We start from the raw sequence: 20,596 nt of genomic DNA, 5'->3' as shown, positions 1-20,596 counted from the left end.
TTCGGGGTATGGGACATAGCGCAACCGACCTCAATGAAACCCGCATTCTGCTGTACTACTGCTTCACCCCGATCGACGACCCGACCGCGGTGATGCTGTGGCAACGTGCGCTGTGCGAGCAGTTGGAACTGAAGGGGCGCATCCTCATCAGCAAGCACGGCATCAATGGCACCGTCGGCGGATCGCTGGCTAGCTGCAAGCAGTATGTGCGGCGCACCCGCGAATTCCCAGGCTTCAAGAAGATGGAGTTCAAGTGGTCCTCTGGTTCAGCCGACGACTTCCCGCGCCTGTCCGTGAAGGTGCGCGAGGAGATTGTGGCCTTCGGCGCCCCGGATGAGTTGAAGGTGGATGAAAACGGCGTGATCGGTGGTGGCGTGCACCTGAAGCCGGAGGAAGTCAACGACCTGGTGGAAAAGCGTGGCGACGAGGTGGTTTTCTTCGACGGGCGCAATGCCATGGAGGCGGAGATCGGCAAGTTTAAGAATGCGGTGGTGCCCGATGTACGTACTACCCACGACTTCATCGGCGAGATTGAATCTGGCAAATACGACCATCTGAAGGACAAGCCTGTCGTCACGTACTGCACCGGCGGCATCCGCTGCGAAATCCTCAGCTCGCTGATGAAGAACCGCGGGTTCGAGGAGGTTTATCAGATCGACGGTGGCATCGTCCGCTATGGGGAAAAGTACGGTGACCAGGGTCTATGGGAGGGTTCCCTGTATGTCTTCGACGGGCGTATGCACATGGAATTTAGTGATGACGCCGCTACGCTGGGCCGCTGCCGAGCGTGTGGTCACGCGACCAACGATTTCCATAACTGTGTGAATGAGCAGTGCCGCGAGCAGATTCTGCTGTGTGATAGCTGCGCTGCGGACCCGGAGAGTGCTACCTGCGGGCGTAAGGAATGTGCCGAGGTAGCGGCGGAGATGGCGGGCTAGAGCTCCAACTCCATCGTGACGTGCGGGATGCCTTCCTCCTCAAAAGGCTCCCCAACAGGCTTGAAGCCGAATTTTGCGTAGAAGTCCTGCACCTGCTCCTGGGCGTTGAGGGAGACGCGGGCAACCTGGGTAGTCGGGTCTAATGCGGCGGCACGGCCCTTGCAGACCTCCAGCGCCTGCTCCATGATTTGCGTGGCGATGCCGCGTCCGCGGACATCCTTGGCCACGCACATGCGACCAATGTGCTGGTTATCTGGCTTGCCATACACGCGGGCGGTGCCCACCAGGCGCAGGGGAGATCCTGGATCCGGCTGGCCGAAGGGGTACTCCGGGCCAATGCCGGGGTGGATATAGGCCAGCACATGGTGGGTATTCGGGTGCGGATCGATATCGTCGATCTCCGCGAAAGGTGTCTGCTGTTCATGGACGAACACGTCCACGCGCAACTTGTACAGCGGATGCAGCTGCTGGGCGGGCATTGCCAGGAGGGCGCGCCCGGTGAAATGAACATCCGGGAACTCGGCGGCGCTGGCAGCAGGGGAGGGAGTGTTAGCCACGGTGTTGCGTTTTCCTAGGTGTTGCGTATTCCTCTTTCAGTATCCCTGCTTAGACGTTCTTACCCTTGGCGTGGTGCAGCATCTCAGCCCACTCGCGCACCTTCTTGCGCTCGCGGCCTTCGGCCTCGCCGAGCTCGCGCTCGTGCTTATCCAGGCTGTACCAGCCATCCCAGGTGGTGTGGTCAATGCCCTTTTCTTCCAGGAAGGCCTCTACGGCCTCAAGCTCTGGCTTCTCGGGGTTAAAGCCGATGCCGTTGGCGGCATCCTCCAGCAGGTTGGCCACAGCCTCGTTCGCATCGCCCTTGGTGTTGCCGATCAGGCCAACCGGGCCGCGGCGGACCCAGCCAGTGGTGTAGACGCCGGGCAGGCGCTCGCGCTTTTCTGCCTCCGGGTCAGCGGAACCGGGCACGCCCGCGATGCCGTCGGCGGTCGGTCCTTCGGTCAGTACACGGCCACCGACGTTAGGCAGCACGTTCTGACGCTCATCCCAGGGCAGGCCAGGCTGCTCATCGGACTTGTAACCCACGGCGCGGTAGACCGCGCCCACCGGCCACTCGGTGAGCTTGCCGGTACCAGAAACAGAGCCATCGCCATTGAGCTCGGTACGCTCGGTGACAAAGGCAGTCACGCGGCCTTCGGCGTCGGTCTTAACCTCGACGGGAGACTCGAAGAAGTGGATGAAGAGCTTGTGAGGAGCGCCCTTCGGGTCGGCGATGGCGTATTGCTCCAGACGGGTACAGACCATGTCCTGGATCTTGGATGCGCGGCGTGCCTCTTCGGAGCCCTCGTCGTACTGGATGTCCTCTGGATCAATAACGATCTCGATGGTGTCGGAATCGTTCAGTTCTTTCAGCTCCAGCGGGGTGAACTTCGCTTGTGCCGGACCGCGACGGCCAAAGACATGCACCTCCTTAGCCTGGTTGTCCTTTAGGGAGTCGTATACGTTGTCCGGAATCTCGGTGACCTTTAGCTCGTCGCCGGTCTTAGCCAGCACGCGGGCGACGTCGAGGGCGACGTTACCGACGCCGACCACGGCGACAGAGTCAGCGGACAGGTCCCACTTTTCCTCGAAGTACGGGTTAGCGTCGTAGAAACCGACGAATTCTCCCGCACCGATGGTGTGCTCGCCGCCGGGGATGTTTAGCGGGCGGTCATCGGTGGCACCCGTGGCGTAGATGACGGCATCGTAGAACTGCTTTAGTTCGTCGATGGTGACGTCCTGGCCGACATTGATGTTGCCGAACAGGCGGATCTCGGGCTTATCCATCACCTTGTGCAGGGATTTGATGATGCCCTTGATGCGCGGGTGGTCGGGAGCAACTCCGTAGCGGATGAGGCCGAAGGGTGCCGGCATGCGCTCGTAAATGTCGACGCTAACGTCAGCCTCAGACTTCGTTAGTGCGTCGGAGGCGTAGATACCTGCCGGGCCGGAGCCGATGACTGCAATGCGAAGGGGGCGATTCTCGGGCATGTCTGGTGCAAATCCTTCTTATTCGGGTCGTACTTCGGTCGTGGGTAAACCGCGGTGCTGAACTCGCATATTGAGCTCGCGCGGAGCGATTGTTGTATCGCGCCGGGTGAACCGCATGAAGCGTTCGAACTGCTTATGAAATAACACAGTCCAATGTAGCGAAATTCCATACGGGGTCACTACATCGGGGTCACCGCGGGTAACTCCACGAACTATAGACAACTCTGTCTACAAAAATCAAGAAATCGCTTGAATTTGTGCGAGATCCCATCTAACCTGAACCGGACAATGCAGACAGACTGATCAGTCTAGACAGAGATTGAGAGACGATGACGACCGAATCGACCACCGGAGCGGACGCCGCACAGAAGCCGGCACGTCCGCGCCGCAAGAAGCAGCGCAAGCCCCAAGGGCAGTGGGCTGTCGATGGCCGAGAGCCGCTCAATGACGACGAGCGAATCAAGCAGGAGGATCCTGGATTTAGCGTGATGCAGCGCATCCGTGACATCTATTCCAAGGAAGGGTTTGACTCCATCCCGGCGGAAGATCTCGCCCCACGCTTCAAGTGGGTTGGTATGTATACGCAGCGCAAGCAGGGGCTCGATGGTGAAAAGACCTCGACCCTCACCAATGCTGAGCTGCAGGATAACTACTTCATGATGCGTATCCGCCTCGATGGCGGTGTGGTGAGCTCGGCCGGCCTGCGCACCATCGGTGAGATTTCCGAAAAGTATGCGCGTAACACTGCCGACTTCACTGACCGGCAGAACGTGCAGCTGCACTGGATTCGTATCGAGGACGTTCCGACGATCTGGGATGAGTTGGCAAAGGTTGGCCTGGATTCCTTCTTTGGCTGCGGCGACGTACCGCGCGTCATCCTTGGCTCTCCAGTCGCCGGTATTGCCAAGGATGAGATTATCGATGGCCGTCCGGCCATCGAGAAGATTAAAAAAGAGCTGCTGCCCGACCCTGAATTTGGCAACCTGCCCCGCAAGTTTAAATCCGCAATCTCCGGGCACTCCCGCCAGGACGTCACCCACGAAATCCAAGACCTGGCCTTTATTGGCTCCGAGCATCCGGAACATGGCCCCGGCTTTGATGTCTGGGTCGGCGGTGGCCTGTCCACTAACCCGATGCTCGCGCAGCGTCTAGGTGTGTGGGTGCCGCTCGAAGAGGTGCCCGAGGTATGGGCTGGTGTGGTGCGAATCTTCCGCGACTATGGCTACCGCCGCATGCGTAACCGCGCCCGCCTGAAGTTCCTGGTCGCCGACTGGGGTGTGGAAAAGTTCCGTGAAGTGCTGGAAAACGAGTATCTCAAGCGCCCGCTGCTGGACGGCCCGGCGCCGGGGGAGTACCCCGGTTACCGCGATCATGTCGGCCTGTACGAGCAAAAGGACGGCAAGTTCTATCTGGGCGTAAAACCCACGGTTGGCCACACCGATGGTAAGCAACTGCAGCAGCTTGCCGACCTGGCGGAAAAGTACGGCACCACCAACATCCGCACCACTCCCGATAAGGAGCTATTGTTCCTGGATCTGGAGCGCGAAGCTGCCACGGCTTTGGCTGCAGACCTGGAAGAACTCGGCCTGTCTGCCAAGCCCTCGGCTTTCCGTCGCGACATCATCTCCTGTACTGGCCTGGAGTTCTGCAAGCTGGCTCACGTTGTCACCAAGCAGCGCGCCATCGCACTGGTTGATGAGTTGGAAGATCGCCTCGGCGACCTCGATGTGCCGCTGAAGATCAGCCTTAATGGCTGCCCGAACTCCTGCGCCCGTACTCAGGTGGCGGATATCGGGCTGTCGGGCAAGATTCTCACGACCGACGAAGGGGAACGAGTGGAGGGCTTCCAGGTGCACCTCGGCGGCACTATCGGTATGGAGCCACACTTTGGCAAGAAGGTCCGCGGCAACCAGGTCTACTCCAAGGACCTGGGGGACTATGTGGTGCGCATCGTGGAGAACTTCAAGTCTCATCGTAACGAGGGTGAGGAATTCCGCGATTGGGTTATCCGCGCCGACGACGAGTTGTTGGTGTAGCCCATGAGTGTTCCTGATTCCGACTCCCTCCCGAGCGTGAACGAGCAGGTCGGCGGCCGTGTGGGGCACCCCAATGCCCGCCGTGCGACGGTGAACAATTGCCCCTACTGCATGTCCCAGAATCTGTTTCCGGACGCAGAGACCGACAACGCTTGGCAGTGCCGCGAGTGTATGCGCGTTTTCTCAGTCAAGTTCCATGGACAGCTGGTGTAACTGACTTCTTGGTGACGCCCCTACGGTTCATTCCTTCCAGTCCTGCCAGGCATTTACGCAGGTAGCGGCTACGGGGCGTCGAGAAGAATTGCAAACCCGGTTGTAGGAATGGACAGATTGGTCTATTGTTGGGAGAGCTTAAGCAGACTGATCGGTCTGTCTAGGGAATAACCAAGAGTTCCCCCGAGTTCTGAAAAACATCAACTTCAAAACGACAAACATCAACCCGAGAAGAGGAGCTCATGAGCCTGGTAGATGCGACCGGCCTGCTCAGCGGGAATTCGGATGACTTCCGAGACCCCGCCGAGAGTCCGAAGGGCGCGCCGACCAAGACCACGCCACTGAGTGACAAGGAGCGAGCCGCCAACGAGCAGCTCGTTGCCGAGTGGAACGACAAGCTAGAGGGCGCCAACGCCGAAGAAATCATGGAATGGGTGGCGGAACACGTACCCGGCAAGGTCGCCGTGACCATGTCCATGCAGGACACCGTCCTGGCTGAGCTGGCAGAAGGCCGCCTGGCGGAAGACCGCGCGGAACTGGTCTTCCTGGACACCGGCTACCACTTTGCCGAGACACTCGAAACCCGCGACAAGGTACAGCAGCGCTACAACCTGCCACTGGAAAACATCACCCCGGTACTCAGCCGCGAGGAGCAGGACAAGGTCTACGGTCCGCGCCTGTACTCCCGCGACAACACCGCTTGCTGCCGCATGCGCAAGGTCGAGCCCCTGGCGCGAATGCTCAACCCCTTCAACGCCTGGATCACCGGCGTGCGCCGCGTGGACAACGCCCTGCGCGCCAACACCCCGGTGCTGGACGTGGACCGCACCGGCCGACTGAAGATCAACCCCATCGTCGCCTGGAGTGACGAGGACGTGGAGGCCTATATCACCGACCACGAGCTGATCATCAACCCCCTGACTAAGCAGGGCTACCCGTCGATCGGCTGCGAAACTTGCACCCTGCCGGTTGCCCCTGGACAGGACCCCCGATCCGGCCGCTGGGCCGGCTCCAACAAGACAGAATGCGGACTTCACACATGAGCACTGATAACAACACCGCCCTTTCGCCCCACCTGGCGAGCTTGGAGGCGGAAGCAATCGAGATCCTGCGCGAGGTAGCAGGCCAGTTCGACCGCCCTGCGCTGCTGTTTTCCGGCGGCAAGGATTCCGTCGTGGTTTTGGAACTAGCCAAGCGCGCATTCCACCCCGCCCCCGTGCCCTTTGAACTGGTGCACGTGGATACCGGCCACAACTTCCCGGAGGTCATCGAGTTCCGCGACAAGATCGCCGCGGATCCAAGGGTGACACTGCACGTTGCCGCCGTACAGGACTGGATTGACAGCGGCGCGATCCAGGAGCGCCCCGATGGCACCCGCAACCCACTGCAGACCGTGCCACTGGTGGAGACGATCCAGAACCGTGGCTATGACGCTGTGCTGGGTGGTGCCCGCCGCGATGAGGAGAAAGCCCGCGCTAAGGAACGTGTGTTCTCTGTACGCGATAGCTTCGGCGGCTGGAACCCACGCCGCCAGCGCCCGGAGCTTTGGGGCTTGTACAACGGCCGCCACCAAGTGGGCGAAAACATCCGCGTGTTCCCAATCTCCAATTGGACTGAAGCTGACGTGTGGGACTACATCCGCGACCGCAATGTTGAGGTTCCGGCCATCTACTACTCCCACCAGCGCGAAGTCTTCAACCGTAATGGCATGTGGCTGACCCCGGGCGAATGGGGCGGGCCGAAGGACGGCGAGGAGCTTGTGGAAAAGACCGTGCGCTATCGCACTGTCGGCGACATGAGCTGCACCGGCGCAGTTCTTTCCACCGCCACGACTATTGAGGACGTGATCGAAGAGATCCGCCAGTCCACCACCACCGAGCGCGGCGCCACCCGTGCCGACGACAAGCTCAGTGAGTCCTCCATGGAGGATCGCAAGAAGGAAGGTTACTTCTGATGTCCACCAACCTGCCGACCCTCCGCCTATGCACCGCCGGCTCCGTCGACGACGGGAAATCGACCTTCGTGGGCCGCCTGCTGCACGATACGAAGTCCATCCTGGCCGACCAGTACGAGTCCGTCGAGCGCGTTTCCAACGCCAAGGGGCTGGAAAACCCCGACCTTTCGTTGCTGGTCGATGGCCTGCGTGCCGAACGCGAACAGGGCATCACCATCGATGTGGCCTACCGTTACTTCGCCACCGATAAGCGCAGCTTCATCCTGGCCGATACTCCCGGCCACGTGCAGTACACGCGCAACACCGTCACGGGCCTGTCCACCTCCGAGCTGGTTATTGTTCTTGTTGACGCCCGCAACGGCGTGATCGAGCAGACCCGTCGCCACCTGACTGTGGCGGCGATGATGAAGATCTCCCACGTGATCGTCGCTGTGAACAAGATCGATGCGGTGGACTTTGACGAGAATGTCTTCAACGAGGTCAAGTCCGATGTCGACGCTTTGGTCTCCGAGCTGGGCCTGGCACACGTCGATGTAATCCCGACCTCCGCTCTGCTGGGCGACAACGTCGTCGAACGCAGCCAGAACACCCCGTGGTACACCGGTCCATCGGTGCTAGAAATCCTGGAGACCACCGAGCCAGCGAAGAACACCGTGGACGTGGAGCGTGGCTTGCGATTCCCAATCCAGATCGTCATCCGCGATCACGCTACCGACTACCGCGGCTATGCGGGACGGGTCACCGCTGGCACGGTGTCCGTCGGCGATACGGTTCTGGCTGATGGTCGCGAGGCAGTCATCGAGGGAATCGACGGCCCCGCAGGGGAGCAGCAGTCCGCCACCCGCGGCGAATCCGTATCCCTCCGTCTGGATCGCGACATCGACCTGTCCCGTGGGGACATCATCGCGGCGCAGGATCTGCCGGAGCCGCAACAGTCCTTTACCGCCACGGTGTTCCACCTTGCCGAAACCCCGGTACGTCTGCGCAGCAACGTGCTGGTTCGCTACGGCACTGCACTGGTACGTGGACGAGTGGATGAGGTTATTCGCCGCGTGGACATCTCCGGCCGTAACCGCAGCGATGAGGAAATCGCCCACGGTAGTGCCGACGAGCTGGCGCTGAACGACATCGCGGAGGTGCGGGTGACGGTGGCCGAGCCGCTACCGGTCGAACCTTATCGTCGCGGTGGCCGAGTCGGTTCATTGCTGCTGGTGAACCCCAGCAGCGGCGATACTCTCACCGCAGGTCTGGTGAACTAACATGACCGGCCCGGTACCCATCATTTGCTTAGCTCATGGATCCCGCCACCCACAGGCGGATCAGGCGGTATTCGACATCGCCGCGCGCATTTCCGCTAGCACTGGGGTGCCGGCCTTCGCCACTTTCTTGGACTTCCACCCAGCCACCCTCGCTACCGTTGCCCATCGCATTGTGGCAGCGGGGTACACCGAGGCTGTGGTGGTTCCACTGCTCTTCACTAGGGCTTTCCACGCTCGCCACGATGTCCCCGCTGCTATTGCCGAAGCTGCAGAATCTATCGACGCCACCTCTTCCACAGGGCTTACGCTCCACCTAGCTGATGGCTTGGGAACCGGTGCTGACATGGAAGCGCTGGTGGCCGACTTTACGGCTCAGTATCTTGCCGACACTGCCGGAAGCGCTTCGAACATCGACAAACTCGCTCTGTACTCCGTGGGATCCAGCCAACCCGGCGCCAACGAGGGAATCGCCGAGTTCGCCAGCCGCGTCGGCTCCCGGCTGAAGATGCGTCACACCCGCGCCTTCGTCGCCACTGGAAACCACCCCGGTAGTGATACGGACGCTCTGTTGAACTTCGCAGACGATCACACCGTCACCGTCCCCTTGTTCGTTAGTCCTGGCCTGCTCTGGGATAGAGCCAAAAACCGAATGCCGCACGGCCGGAAGTGTACGCGCCATCTAGGTGACGCGATCGCCCCGGTCGTGGTTGATCGCGCCTTTAGCGCACTGCAAAGACATTCTTCCCCCACAACTTTCTAGGACTAACCCATGAAGATCTTGATTTTCGCTCTGGTCGGCGTGATAGCGCAATTAGTCGACGGTGCGCTGGGCATGGCATTCGGCGTCACGGCAACGACACTTCTGATTTTCTCCGGCCTGGGACCTGCCCACGCCTCCGCCGCCGTGCATCTGGCCGAGGTCGGCACCACGCTTTTCTCCGGCCTTTCCCACTGGAGGCTAAAGAACGTCCACTGGCCAACCGTGCTAGCTCTTGGGGTGCCTGGAGCCATCGGCGCCTTCATGGGTGCTTATGTGCTCAGTAACCTTTCCACCAAAGCCGCAGAACCCGTCGTCTCCACCCTATTGGTGCTGCTGGGTGCGTATGTTCTCGTGCGCAGTGTTGCCGTGCCGTGGAAGAAGGGGGAGGACACTCAACCGGTATCCACCACCCGCCGTTCCCGCTTTGGTTTAGCGGGGCTGGGCCTGGCCGGTGGGTTCCTCGACGCCTCCGGCGGTGGAGGCTGGGGACCCGTCACTACTTCTACCCTGATGAGCGTGGGCAAGGCAGAACCGCGACGCATCATCGGCACCGTCAATACCGCCGAATTCCTGGTCGCCCTCTCCGCCACTGCTGGATTCTTCGCGGGCATGGGGTCTGAATTGGCGGAAAACTGGCAGCCGGTCGTCGGCCTCCTCGTCGGCGGCGCCATTGCGGCTCCCATCGCCGCCTGGATCGTGACCATTATGAAGCCAGAAGTACTCGGTGGTGTCGTTGGCGCTCTGCTGATGCTGCTGAACTCCACGCGCCTGGTGAATTACTTCGGTTTTCTTGGGGTGGTTGGCGTGATCCTCATCGGCTTGGCCGTAATCATTGCCCTCGTTGTTGTGCGCAAGCGCTCCCTGCTGGAACGCTCGTTGACCGGGGATGACCCAGAACCGGATAACTCTCAGCAGCGCAACGCATATAGCGAAACTGACACCCCGGAGCGACAGACGAGTGGGCGTCGAGACACAGTAGAGCGAGACGAAGCTACACAGCGACAGCGCGAAAAGACGCGCGCCAGGGGGTAGGGAAGGACAAACCTTCCACGCAAGTATCGCCAGTGAGGTGCTGTCCAAGGCACAATGGAAGTTAAATAGAACTCCATTAAGGAAGGTTTGTGAGCTGTGTCTAACGGAACTGCTGGCACCAATACCGTCATCTCGCCGATAGCTAGCGCCGCTGCGCGACGCTCCGACATTGTGGACGCCCTGGGGGAGGCAGGCGCCATCGACATCTTCGACAACATTCGCCCCTCCGCCCCGGACTTCGCCGCCGCCCTCGACGCGGCCTATGGTGCGGACACTAGCGGTGCGGTGTTGTTGGGCACCGGCGAGATCAACTTCGATTCGCGGCTGGCTGCGGCTGCCGGCGCCTCCCACTACCTGCTAGCGGGAAGCACCGCGGATGCCACGGCCCTACAGCTTGCCTCGGGACAGCTTGTGCGCTCAGGTCGCACACCTGCCGGTATCTCTTTTGTGGACGCCACCGCCGCAGCTGGGTCGGCAGGCTCCAATGCCGTTGAAGCCGAGGGCAAAGCGATTCGCCACGTTGCGCTGGAAGACATTGCCACCATTGAAGGGCAGAAGGAGCCGGTGATCGGCCCAGAGCTCTTCGAGCGGAACCTGCTGATCAAGGCGCGCGAGAAGAATGCACACATCGTGCTGCCAGAGGGCGAAGACGACCGCATCCTCACCGCAGCAGACCAGCTGCTGCGCGCCAAGGTGTGCAAGCTGACGATCCTCGGTAACCCGGATGATATCGCCAGCCGTGCGAAGGAGCTGGGGTTGGATCTGTCCGGTGCCACGCTGACCGACCCCACCGCTGGTGACCAGCTGGAGGAATTCGCCACCGAATTCGCCGAGCTGCGCAAGCACAAGGGAGTGACTTTGGATCAGGCGCGCGAGACGATGCGCGACATTAGCTACTACGCAACGATGATGGTGCACAAGGGAATTGCCGATGGCATGGTCTCCGGTGCCGCACACACCACTGCACACACCATCAAGCCCTCCTTCCAGATCATCAAGACCGCGCCGGGTTCCTCGGTGGTTAGCTCCATCTTCCTTATGGTCATGGACGGCGTGCTGTGGGCTTTCGGCGACTGCGCCGTGAACCCGAACCCCACCCCCGACCAGTTGGCGGAGATCGCAGCAGTATCCGCGCAGACCGCCGCCCAGTTCGGCATCGAGCCGAAGGTGGCGATGCTGAGCTACTCCACAGGCACCTCCGGCGCAGGCGCGGATGTTGAAGCCGTCGCCGCTGCTGTAAAGAAGGCTCAGGAGAACAACCCGGAACTGCAATTGGATGGCCCGCTGCAGTTCGACGCTGCGGTAGTGGAATCCGTCGGCCAGAAAAAGCTACCCGGCTCCGCTGTTGCCGGCCAGGCTACCGTGTTTATTTTCCCGGATCTGAACTGCGGAAACATCACCTACAAGGCCGTACAGCGCACCGCCGACGCACTGGCCGTGGGGCCGATCCTGCAGGGTCTGAACAAGCCGGTGAACGACCTGTCGCGTGGCGCGACCGTGCCGGACATCGTAAACACCGTGGCCATTACCGCCATCCAGGCCAAATAGAGCTTCAGGCCACGCGAACGCGCCGCAGGCAGCGAACGCAGCAGAAGAAGAGAGAAGATTAAGAACCAATGACCAAGTACGTACTCGTTCTCAACTCGGGATCTAGTTCCATCAAATTCCAAGTGCTCGACCCAGAAGCCGATGTGACGGCGGATCCTTTTGTCTCCGGCATCGTCGAGAAGATCGGAGAGAAGAAGGGACACATCCAGATTCAGACGGAGACGTCGAAGATGGAAGATAACCGTCCCATCCTGAGCCACTCTGTTGGCCTAGAACGCGCTTTCGGCATGATGACGCTTCTGGGCGTCGGTCCCCAAGACCTCGACCTGGTCGCAGCCGGACACCGTGTAGTTCACGGTGGGGCAACATTCACCGAGCCCGTGCTGATCGACGACGACGTGATCGAGCAACTGCGGGAACTGATCCCACTCGCGCCGCTACACAATCCGGCCAATATCGACGGCATCGAAAACGCCCGAGCGCTGCTGGAACACGTCCCGCACGTCGCCGTGTTCGATACCGCGTTCTTCTCTACGCTGCCCGAACACGCTGCGAACTACGCGATCAAGAAGGACGTCGCCGAGGAATACGACATTCGCCGCTATGGCTTCCATGGCACAAGCCACGAGTACGTCTCCGCCAAGGTGCCGGCACTGCTGGATAAGCCCGCCGAGGAAATCAAGCAGATTACTTTGCACTTGGGTAACGGTGCTTCCGCCGCCGCGATTCGTGGCGGTGAGGCTATCGATACGACGATGGGATTGACGCCCCTAGCCGGCGTGGTTATGGGCACCCGTTCCGGTGACATTGACCCCGGCATTATTTTCCACCTGGCGCGCTCCGGTGGGATGACGGTGGATCAGATCGATAAGTTGCTGAACCGCGAGTCCGGTCTGAAGGGCATGGCCGGGGTGAACGACTTCCGCGAGCTGAAAGATCTGATCGAGGACGGCGATGAGAATGCGCAGCTGGCCTACGACGTGTACATCCACGCGCTGCGGCGATTCATTGGTTCCTACATGTTGATCCTGGGCGGTGTGGATGCGATTGTGTTCACCGCTGGAGTGGGTGAGAACGCGACGCAGGTGCGCCGCGATGCTATGGCAGACCTGCAGAACTTCGGTATTGAGATTGACGAGGCACGTAATGAAAACTCCGAGGGGATCGTGGGTGCCCGTGAGATCTCGACTGATGATTCTGCGGTGAAGGTTTTCGTAGTACCGACGAACGAGGAACTGGCGATTGCGCGCCAGGCCACGGCACTGGCCGAGCAGCAGTAACTGTTTAGAGCCAGGTTCGTGGGCGGATCCGGTTCGCCATGTCCACCAGGTGATACCGGTGGCGGGGGAACGGAGCCTGGCGAGCTAGCAGGCGCAGGCTTGATTCCAAACCGGTGCGCAGGCCCCGCTCGGTAAAGCGCACGTCAAACAGAGGCGCGGCTGCAGCATGCCTCTTTTCCTTAGTGTTGTGCGTCCCCGTGGGGTCGCTGCTGCCTTGCAACCATGTCAGCCCCGCGCTGAGCACCGCGATCCGAACCTGAGCCAGGCGCGGCTCGTTAGTCGGCAGCGTTTCCAAACGTCGTGCCGCACGGCGGATACGGGACTCCGTGAGACTATTGGCGTCAGAAATAAGCAGCAAAATAGACGTCAACCGCGCCAAACGATTGTGCCGCGAAGCCTGGGGCAGGCGGTCGAGCGCACCCACGGCTGAATCGACCATTCCCTCCGCATGTAGCTGCCGAGCCAGGCCAAACGCACTTGACACTGTGGAGGGGTTCGTTGCCCATACCAGGCCGTATAGACGCATTGCATGGAAGCGGAGCGAGACCGGATCGAGCGTGACATGTTCCCAACCGGGCACGCCTGTGTAGTCCTTCACTGGTAGCCGTTGGGCATAAGCCAGGGCAGAGGCTGCGCGCGCAACATGCTCGCTCAGCAGCTTCGTCGAGTTCACGCCCTGCTGCTGCAGCAGGAGTTCATCGGTGGCGGCCAGCGCCAGCTTCGGTGCAGGCTCACCAGGCAGGATGTACAGCACCCTGTTGAAGAACTTCTGTGCCGCGGCGAACTGTCCGGTCAAAAGAGCAGCGATTCCCGAGTGCCATTGGAAGCGCCAATCATTTTCCAACCGTGGTTTCAGTTCCGCCAGGAGGTCTTGGGCCTCGCGCGTCTTGCCGACGTCCAACTGCGCGCGCACCATGGCCAGGGGAATCTCCACGGAATGCTTCAACTCTGGTTGGGTGTACGCAGCGTGAAGGGTATCCAAAAGGTCGCCGGCCTCGGTAAAGCTAGTGGCAGATAGCAGCCTATAACCGGGATCGCTGGAATCGGCCAGCGGGGTTGGTAACGCGCTAATGACCTCCGGCACGGAGATCTCCGCAGACCGCACCACACCATCAACCAGCTGGTCGGTGCGGAACAGGATGTGCTTGGTGCCGAACGTGCTGCGCTGCGCGGTAAAGCGAGTATTGAGGTGTGGGTAGTGGCGCCCGTCGCGGATGGCCAGAATCTCGCGCAGCACGCCGATCAGCTGGTTCGCCATAGCCGTCGCGGAGCTAAAACGCACGTCCGGATCTTCGTCCGTAGCCCGCAGTAGCAGGCGATATAGCGAAAGGTACTCGCGGAACAGTGGTTCCTCGTCCGGGGTTGGCAGCTTCGGTGCGTACACTCCATCGACTACCGGCAGCTTTACAATCAGCGCGGCGAGGGTGCGACCAACCGAGTAAATATCACTGGCGATGGTAGGGCCGGTCTTTGCAATCTCGGGAGCCTGAAAGCCCCTCGTTCCGAAAATATGGCCGAAAGCACCGATGCCTGTCACTGCTCCCAGATCAATGAGCTTCACCTGATCTTCGGTGATCAGAATGTTGTCCGGCTTCAGGTCGTTGTACACCACTCCGCGGGAGTGCAGATAGTCAAGCGCTGGCAGGATTTCCAGAATGTAGCCGATGGCCACGTCTAGATCCAGCACGCCTGCCGCCAACTTGCGCCGCTGCCCGCGCAGCGACGGCCCGCCGACGTACTCCATCACGATGAAACCGCCCGGGGAGCGGGGGTCGTCGATGAAGTTGAAAATCTTCACGATTCCGGGGTGTGTAATGTCCGCCAGGAATGCCCGTTCGGATTCGGCGACAGCTCGTTCCTGCTCGTTCTTTGTGGCCATCATGCCTTTGAGAACCACATAGCGGTCGGCGACGTTGTGGTCGATGGCGATGTACACCCATCCCAAGCCACCGTGTGCGATGGGGCCTAGGATTTCGTACTGGCCAGCGATGATGTCACCCGGCTTCAGGGTAGGGGCCTCCACGCCCTTCTCGACCGCAGAACTGGGGTCGATGACTGCGTCTTCAGGGTCGGTAGGCAGGATGAACGGCAGCTGCACCATGCCGTCAGCCACCGACGCTCCGTGGCGGTACGTTCCGCGCCGTTTGCGGAACGTCGACAGCGCCTCGATACGGGAACGTTCACCCGAATCCATCGCACTGGCCGGCGTGCCGGCCGGTACCGTGTGTTGGATTGTTGCGTCCGTGTCTTCGTCATCGGCGAAAGGATCGAAGGCGACGGCTTCTGTGTGCTCTTCTGTGTCTTCGTCTGCGTCCCCGTCTTTGTCTTCGCTGTCCTCCTCGTCGTCAGCGAAGGGGTCAAAGGTGACGGCTTCGGTGCGCTCCTCAGCTTCGGTAGCGTCGGTTGCGTCAGTGGCGTCGGTAGCCTCGGTAACCACAGTAGGCTCGCTATCCTCGTCGTCAGCGAAGGGGTCATACAGCACCGCTTCGGTGCGGTCCTCAGGTTCGCTTGGATGCTCGTTATCCTGCTGCATCGCCATTCGCCTTTCGCCGGATCTTGTTAAGTTCCTTCGACTCTTCTTCGCTGCGGTATTTGATCGGTAGGGATGACGCCGGCCCTAAGTAGTCCGCCAGCCATTTGTCATAAAGGTCCCTCCACGTCCCATCTCGGCGGATTCTTTCCATGGTGGAGTTCACCTGCATCATCAGTCCCGTCGTATTCTTCGGGAAGCCCGGGGGCGATACGGCTACCGCATAGTAGTTGGACACGGGGTTGTCAGCCACGAGAGTGGTGTAGGGATCCTGAGCCTGCAGGCCGGTGAGGATGGCGTCATCGGTATAGATAGCGTCCGTTTGGAAGCGTTGCATGGCCATCAAACAATCAGTCCATGCGCGGGTGAGTAGGAGTCGGCCTACATCGTATTGCTTGATGCGCACCGCGGAGGTCGAATCGCGCGTGACACACACCGTCTTGTCATGCAGATCGGCAAAACTCTCGATCTTGGAATCGCTCAAGACCAAAAGGCGCGAATGAACCTGCAGGTAGGGGATAGAAAACTCGAGTTTCGACTGGCGTGAGCGGGTCGGCGACATCGTACGTACAACAACGTCCACGTCGCCGCTCTTTAGTGCCTCAGCGCGCTCGCGGCTTTCCACGTAGCGGAACTCGATTTTGTTGGGATCGCCGAAGATATCGCGGGCGATCTCCCGTGCCAAGTCGACCTCGAATCCAGCCACGTCCCCGGAAACGGGATCGCGGAAGCCCAGGCGGTTGAGCGATTGGGCCACGCCGACGATAAGGCGACCCCGGCGCATGATCTCCGGAATACGCTCCTTCGGCTCACGGTTATCCGGCTTGATCGAGCCAAACGGTTCCTCCGTGCCTGTGTTGTCGATGCTCGCATTCGCATCCGCTGCGGCGTCACCATCGCTCGGCACCTCGCTCGGCTTCGCGTACGTTGCCCCGTAGGGAAGATTCTCGCTGGCGTCGTGCCGAACGGTAGGCCATTCAGGCAAACGCGGGCTCTCTTCTGTGCACGCGGAGGTGACGGCGAGTGCGGTGACGGCGAGCGCTGCAGCCACTGGCCGAAACGTTGTTTTTCGCGAGGTGTGCTGTCTCATTAGAGGAACTCCTGCAGTCGGGGCCTGGTTCCGCCGATGACGCACAGTGCGGACACGACCGTTAGAGCCAGCACCAGGTTAGTCACGCGACCAGCGGCAGTGCGACCTTCGACTAGCGTATCGCGCAGCTCCGTGCGGGTGCTGCTGATGAGCTCCTGCATTTCCTTGTCGACGATGGTGTAGTCAGAGGTGTCCTCGCCCGAGTTGTGAACTTTCTTTTTGCCGTCCGGCACATTCGTGTCCAGCGCTGCAGCAAGAGCCTCGGTGTACCGTCCATTTTGCAGTTCGGAGACCATCTTTGCGTGTGAGGCATCCCAGGAGCGGAGAGCTTCGCGGGCGGTATCGATGTGCTCGGGGTGGCTAACTTGGCTGCGGAGCGACTCCAACTTTCCGTCGATATCCGACATTGCTTCCGAGAACTCCTGTTGGCGATCCTCGCCGTAGTCGCGCTGAATCAATCCCAGCGCTTCCTGGGTACGCGACTGCTGCACGGAAATGCGCACAGCAGTGAGCTGCTCGAGTGGTCGCACGGTGCCCTCCACGTTTTGGTTACCGGCGTGCCACGTCAGGGCGGCGCTTATTGACGCCCATACGAGGGCGAACAGCATAAGCCCCGTAGCCGCAACGTATCCGATGTTGAGGCGCCTATTGGTTAATGCTGCGAGCCAGAACTGGGCAATCATCAACATGATGAGTGCCGCCACGATGCCGGAGAGGGGGAACCAGAGGGGAGCGGAGAGCTTCCCCTGCTGGGTGGAGACTTCCTCGGAAGTGCGGGAATAAAGCTCCTGGGCGGCGGGCAGCATCGTTTCCTGCATCAGGGTGGAGGCCTGGGAGAGATACGAGGCGCCAACGGGGTTTCGCAGACGATCGTGTGTCTGCGCATTGGACATCAGCCTGGTGTAGTCCGGCAGCGAGTTCTGGATCTGCAGCACCAATTCCATTTCCCGCGACTCAATATCGTCGATGCCACTGGTAGCGCGGATGATGGAGGACGAGGCGTTCGACATTGCGGAATCATAGGCCTGCGTAGCTGTGTCGCTAGTGGACTTTCGAAGGAAGCTGGTGGTGGCCACCGAATCGGCTACGGACAGCGAATTAAAGAGCTCCTGTGCTGCGTCCGACAATGGCTCGGTTCGGCTGACCAGAGTGTTTAGCTGCGATTGACGGCTTTGCGAGCTGTAGACCATGGCTCCGCCCGCCGCGAGAATAGCCATCACCAAAATGGTGGAGACGATAGTGAGGAGCCCGGGGGATGTGGAGGCGAATCTTAAGAACCGTCGCGGCGCTTCCAACGCCGGGTTCACGAACCCCTTAAACGACCTGCCACGACCGGTGGGGTGCTCATCGCTGTCCATCCACCGGTCTGCCTCGAACGCAGTCACTGGGGGCATAGCCATAAAGTATATACGGACTAAGTAATTCCGCGTCCATAAAGTCTGCTTAAAGGTGACTTAGTATGGCACACTAGAACCCATGATTACGGTCAGTTCTCTTACCAAAGCCTATAAGGGCACCACGGTAGTCGATGATTTGAACTTTGAGGTCTCTCCCGGAATCGTTACTGGTTTCTTGGGGCCTAATGGTGCTGGCAAGTCCACCACGATGCGCATGATCGTTGGCTTGGATAAGCCGACGAAGGGGACTGCCCGTATTGATGGCAAGGCGTACTCCGAGTTCGCCCGCCCTTTAGAGAAGGTAGGCACGCTGCTGGATGCCAAGTGGGTTCACCCCAACCGCAGCGCCGCTGCGCACCTGCAATGGGTCGCTGCAGCCAATGGCTTTTCCAAGAAGCGTGTGGATGAGGTGCTGGGCGTCGTGGGGCTCAGCGATGTGGCAGGGCGTAAGGCCGGCAAGTTTTCGCTGGGTATGGGCCAGCGCCTAGGTCTGGCCTGTGCGTTGCTGGGCGACCCGGAGGTTTTGATCCTGGACGAGCCCGTTAACGGCTTGGATCCGGAGGGTATCCGCTGGGTGCGTGACTTCGTCCGCGCGCTGGCACGTGAGGGTCGCACAGTCCTCATCAGTTCGCACTTGCTTAGTGAGATGGCACAGACTGCCGACCACCTCATCGTGATCGGCAAGGGACGTCTGGTTGCTAACCAACGCACTCACGAGTTTATTAAGTCCACCTCTGAGGTCTCCACTGTTGTGCGCACCGACCACGTCGAGGAGATGAAGGCAGCGCTGACGGAAGAAAAGATGCGTTACGAGTTGGGCACGGATCTTGACGGCCGTCCGACCATTACCATCCCGCAGCAGGAGAGCGACTGGGTGGGTGCCTTGGCGTACAGCTATGGACTGCGTCTGCGAGAACTGTCCGAGAAGCGTCCGAGCCTGGAGGATGCATACCTGCGCATGACTCAGGAGCATGTGGAGTACCACGCAAATGTCGAGTCAGCGAAGGGCGGAGCCCCGAAGGCGCAAGACGGTGCCGACGGCAAAAAAGACAAAGATGTCAGGGATGCCAAGAAATCTGAGCCGTCGGAAGAGCGTCAAAAAGAAACCGGTAACGCTGTACGCCTGAAGAAGGAAGGGGACAAGAAATGATGAGGGTCATTAATTCGGAGTGGATCAAGCTCCGCAGTACAAAGGCGCTGTGGTGGACCACAGGGCTGATCCTGTTCTTCTCCCTGGGCTTCGCGCTGCTCAACGGTATGATGACCGGATCGTTGTTGACCAGTGAAGATGCCAAGAAGGATCCGGAGCTGTACCTTAGCGTCGCTGGGTCGATTGATTCCAGCATGGGACTGAGCGGCTTCCTCTCCTTCGGCATGATGATCGTCATGATCCAGGCAGTCATGCTGGTGACCACCGAATACGGTGCGAACACAAGCAAGACCACCCTGCTGGCTACGCCGACTCGTTGGCAGGTGCCGTTCGCGAAGTTTGTGGTTTATGGCGTGGTGGCATCCGTGGTGGCCTTCATTTCCAATGTCCTGGGTACCATCATCGCCCGCTGGTCGCTGGGCTGGAAGCTCGAAGATCAGGAATTACTGAGCAAAGCCGGCCTAGGTGCTGACGGCCTGTGGGAACGCGTCGGTCGTATTGAAATCTTCGTGCTGCTGACCATTGCAGCGGCCATCGGTGTGGGCTACCTTGTTCGCAATACCGCTGGTGGCATTGCCATTATGCTGCTGTGGAACCTGGTAATTGAGGGCACTCTGGTGCAGCTCGTACCCAAGGTGCGCGATTGGCTGCCGCCGTACATGCCCTTTACCAACGCCGATGCGTTTACCGGCATGCGTGATCTTGAAGATGCGCCTTGGGGGCAGACGGGTTCGATTCTGTACTTCGCTGCGTGGTGCGTGGTGCTGTTCTTGGTCGGGCTTGTAATGCTGAAGAAGCGCGACGCTTAGTCTGGATTGCGCTGAAGGTCATCCACCAGCGACTCGGCTGCCAAAGAAAGGTTTCGTAGGGCGGGCACACCACGGCGTAGCTTGGCGATATCGCGGGCATCCATCCGGTCGGTGGCCTTGGTGATAATAAGCGCCCACTCGTCAGTAATGGAGTTCATCATATCCACGCCATCGTCCGTGAGATAGAGATCCTGGGCGCGTTTGTCCTCCGGGTTAGCCTGCCGGCGGATAAGCCCCGCATTGATGAGGCGGCGCACCGTTGCCGAGACATTGGAAGCGCGGAGGAAACGCAGACGTGCCACGTCCGATACTCCGCATCCGGGGTGTTGAGAGATGAACTGCAGCACCTCGATCTCCGACTGGGAGATCTCCAGCGACTGGTTGGGACGCTCCATCAAACGTCGCGTGGCGGAAAGAAAGTCGTACACTGCGGTGGCGATCTCTGCGACGTCGATCTCCGGCAGAATTTCGGGTGCCTTACGTCCGCGTACCGGAGGGTGGGAAGGCGTCTGTGGCGGCTTCTGGGGTGACGGGGTCATCAGGCGATACTCTCTTTTAGCGTTCGGACGTTC

18 protein-coding genes are annotated in these 20,596 nt (G+C 60.2%); 12 read left to right on the top strand and 6 right to left on the bottom strand.

From position 1 onward, the window contains the following. The first annotated feature begins 8 nt into the window (after positions 1 to 8). Complete coding sequence (trhO, locus tag ACWXWJ_RS03385; protein WP_448306952.1) at positions 9 to 938, top strand: oxygen-dependent tRNA uridine(34) hydroxylase TrhO; 930 nt, start codon at positions 9 to 11, stop codon at positions 936 to 938. Here the strand turns inward: trhO and ACWXWJ_RS03380 are convergent. Then, complete coding sequence (locus ACWXWJ_RS03380; protein WP_473963548.1) at positions 935 to 1,495, bottom strand: GNAT family N-acetyltransferase; 561 nt, start codon at positions 1,493 to 1,495, stop codon at positions 935 to 937. The two genes, trhO and ACWXWJ_RS03380, sit on opposite strands and share 4 nt — an antisense overlap. Positions 1,496 to 1,544: 49 nt before the next feature. Beyond that, entirely contained in the window at positions 1,545 to 2,966 is a 1,422-nt protein-coding gene (locus ACWXWJ_RS03375; RefSeq protein WP_473963547.1) for an FAD-dependent oxidoreductase, read from the bottom strand. Positions 2,967 to 3,295: 329 nt separating this feature from the next. Between ACWXWJ_RS03375 and ACWXWJ_RS03370 the strand changes: the two genes are divergently transcribed. The 9 genes from ACWXWJ_RS03370 (at position 3,296) to ACWXWJ_RS03330 (ending at position 13,048) form a co-directional block, all read left to right on the top strand. After that, positions 3,296 to 5,002, top strand: coding sequence for a nitrite/sulfite reductase (locus ACWXWJ_RS03370; RefSeq protein ID WP_473963546.1), 1,707 nt, complete (start codon positions 3,296 to 3,298; stop codon positions 5,000 to 5,002). A 3-nt stretch (positions 5,003 to 5,005) separates the two neighbouring features. Further along, the gene (locus ACWXWJ_RS03365; RefSeq protein WP_473963545.1) at positions 5,006 to 5,215 is read left to right on the top strand and encodes a hypothetical protein; all 210 of its coding nucleotides are present in this window, start codon (positions 5,006 to 5,008) and stop codon (positions 5,213 to 5,215) included. Between the two features lie 242 nt (positions 5,216 to 5,457). Next, entirely contained in the window at positions 5,458 to 6,258 is an 801-nt protein-coding gene (locus tag ACWXWJ_RS03360; RefSeq protein WP_473963544.1) for a phosphoadenylyl-sulfate reductase, read from the top strand. Beyond that, a complete protein-coding gene (gene cysD / locus ACWXWJ_RS03355) occupies positions 6,255 to 7,169 on the top strand; it encodes a sulfate adenylyltransferase subunit CysD (protein ID WP_473963543.1) in 915 nt (304 codons plus the stop codon). The genes ACWXWJ_RS03360 and cysD overlap by 4 nt, the downstream gene beginning before the upstream one ends. Further along, entirely contained in the window at positions 7,169 to 8,428 is a 1,260-nt protein-coding gene (locus ACWXWJ_RS03350; RefSeq protein ID WP_473963542.1) for a sulfate adenylyltransferase subunit 1, read from the top strand. Before cysD ends, ACWXWJ_RS03350 begins: the two co-directional genes overlap by 1 nt. A gap of 1 nt (position 8,429) precedes the next feature. Continuing rightward, entirely contained in the window at positions 8,430 to 9,188 is a 759-nt protein-coding gene (locus tag ACWXWJ_RS03345) for a sirohydrochlorin chelatase (RefSeq protein WP_473963541.1), read from the top strand. A 9-nt stretch (positions 9,189 to 9,197) separates the two neighbouring features. Further along, entirely contained in the window at positions 9,198 to 10,220 is a 1,023-nt protein-coding gene (locus tag ACWXWJ_RS03340; RefSeq protein WP_473963540.1) for a sulfite exporter TauE/SafE family protein, read from the top strand. 96 nt (positions 10,221 to 10,316) lie between these two features. Next, positions 10,317 to 11,768, top strand: coding sequence for a phosphate acetyltransferase (gene pta, locus ACWXWJ_RS03335; RefSeq protein ID WP_473963539.1), 1,452 nt, complete (start codon positions 10,317 to 10,319; stop codon positions 11,766 to 11,768). Between the two features lie 68 nt (positions 11,769 to 11,836). Further along, a complete protein-coding gene (locus ACWXWJ_RS03330) occupies positions 11,837 to 13,048 on the top strand; it encodes an acetate kinase (protein ID WP_473963538.1) in 1,212 nt (403 codons plus the stop codon). A 4-nt stretch (positions 13,049 to 13,052) separates the two neighbouring features. Here ACWXWJ_RS03330 and ACWXWJ_RS03325 read toward each other — a convergent pair whose 3' ends face one another. Genes ACWXWJ_RS03325 through ACWXWJ_RS03315 form a run of 3 tightly spaced genes read right to left on the bottom strand, consistent with a single transcriptional unit; the run spans position 13,053 to position 18,068 of the window. Next, positions 13,053 to 15,581: a serine/threonine protein kinase gene (locus tag ACWXWJ_RS03325; RefSeq protein ID WP_473963537.1), complete on the bottom strand. Its 2,529-nt coding sequence runs from the start codon at positions 15,579 to 15,581 to the stop codon at positions 13,053 to 13,055. Next, the gene (locus ACWXWJ_RS03320; protein WP_448306971.1) at positions 15,568 to 16,668 is read right to left on the bottom strand and encodes a transporter substrate-binding domain-containing protein; all 1,101 of its coding nucleotides are present in this window, start codon (positions 16,666 to 16,668) and stop codon (positions 15,568 to 15,570) included. Before ACWXWJ_RS03320 ends, ACWXWJ_RS03325 begins: the two co-directional genes overlap by 14 nt. Continuing rightward, complete coding sequence (locus ACWXWJ_RS03315; RefSeq protein ID WP_293792256.1) at positions 16,668 to 18,068, bottom strand: hypothetical protein; 1,401 nt, start codon at positions 18,066 to 18,068, stop codon at positions 16,668 to 16,670. The genes ACWXWJ_RS03320 and ACWXWJ_RS03315 overlap by 1 nt, the downstream gene beginning before the upstream one ends. 76 nt (positions 18,069 to 18,144) lie before the next feature. On the opposite strand from ACWXWJ_RS03315, the gene ACWXWJ_RS03310 reads away from it, so the two are divergent. After that, positions 18,145 to 19,215, top strand: coding sequence for an ABC transporter ATP-binding protein (locus ACWXWJ_RS03310; RefSeq protein WP_448306975.1), 1,071 nt, complete (start codon positions 18,145 to 18,147; stop codon positions 19,213 to 19,215). Beyond that, positions 19,212 to 20,024, top strand: coding sequence for an ABC transporter permease (locus tag ACWXWJ_RS03305; RefSeq protein ID WP_448306977.1), 813 nt, complete (start codon positions 19,212 to 19,214; stop codon positions 20,022 to 20,024). Before ACWXWJ_RS03310 ends, ACWXWJ_RS03305 begins: the two co-directional genes overlap by 4 nt. On the opposite strand, the gene ACWXWJ_RS03300 is transcribed toward ACWXWJ_RS03305, so the two are convergent. After that, positions 20,021 to 20,563, bottom strand: a complete 543-nt coding sequence (locus ACWXWJ_RS03300; RefSeq protein WP_293792260.1) for a MarR family winged helix-turn-helix transcriptional regulator — start codon at positions 20,561 to 20,563, stop codon at positions 20,021 to 20,023. The genes ACWXWJ_RS03305 and ACWXWJ_RS03300 overlap by 4 nt on opposite strands. Positions 20,564 to 20,596: the final 33 nt, after the last annotated feature.

The organism is Corynebacterium sp. p3-SID1761 (genome assembly GCF_055862885.1).
This window is presented reverse-complemented; position numbering and strand designations above follow the sequence as displayed.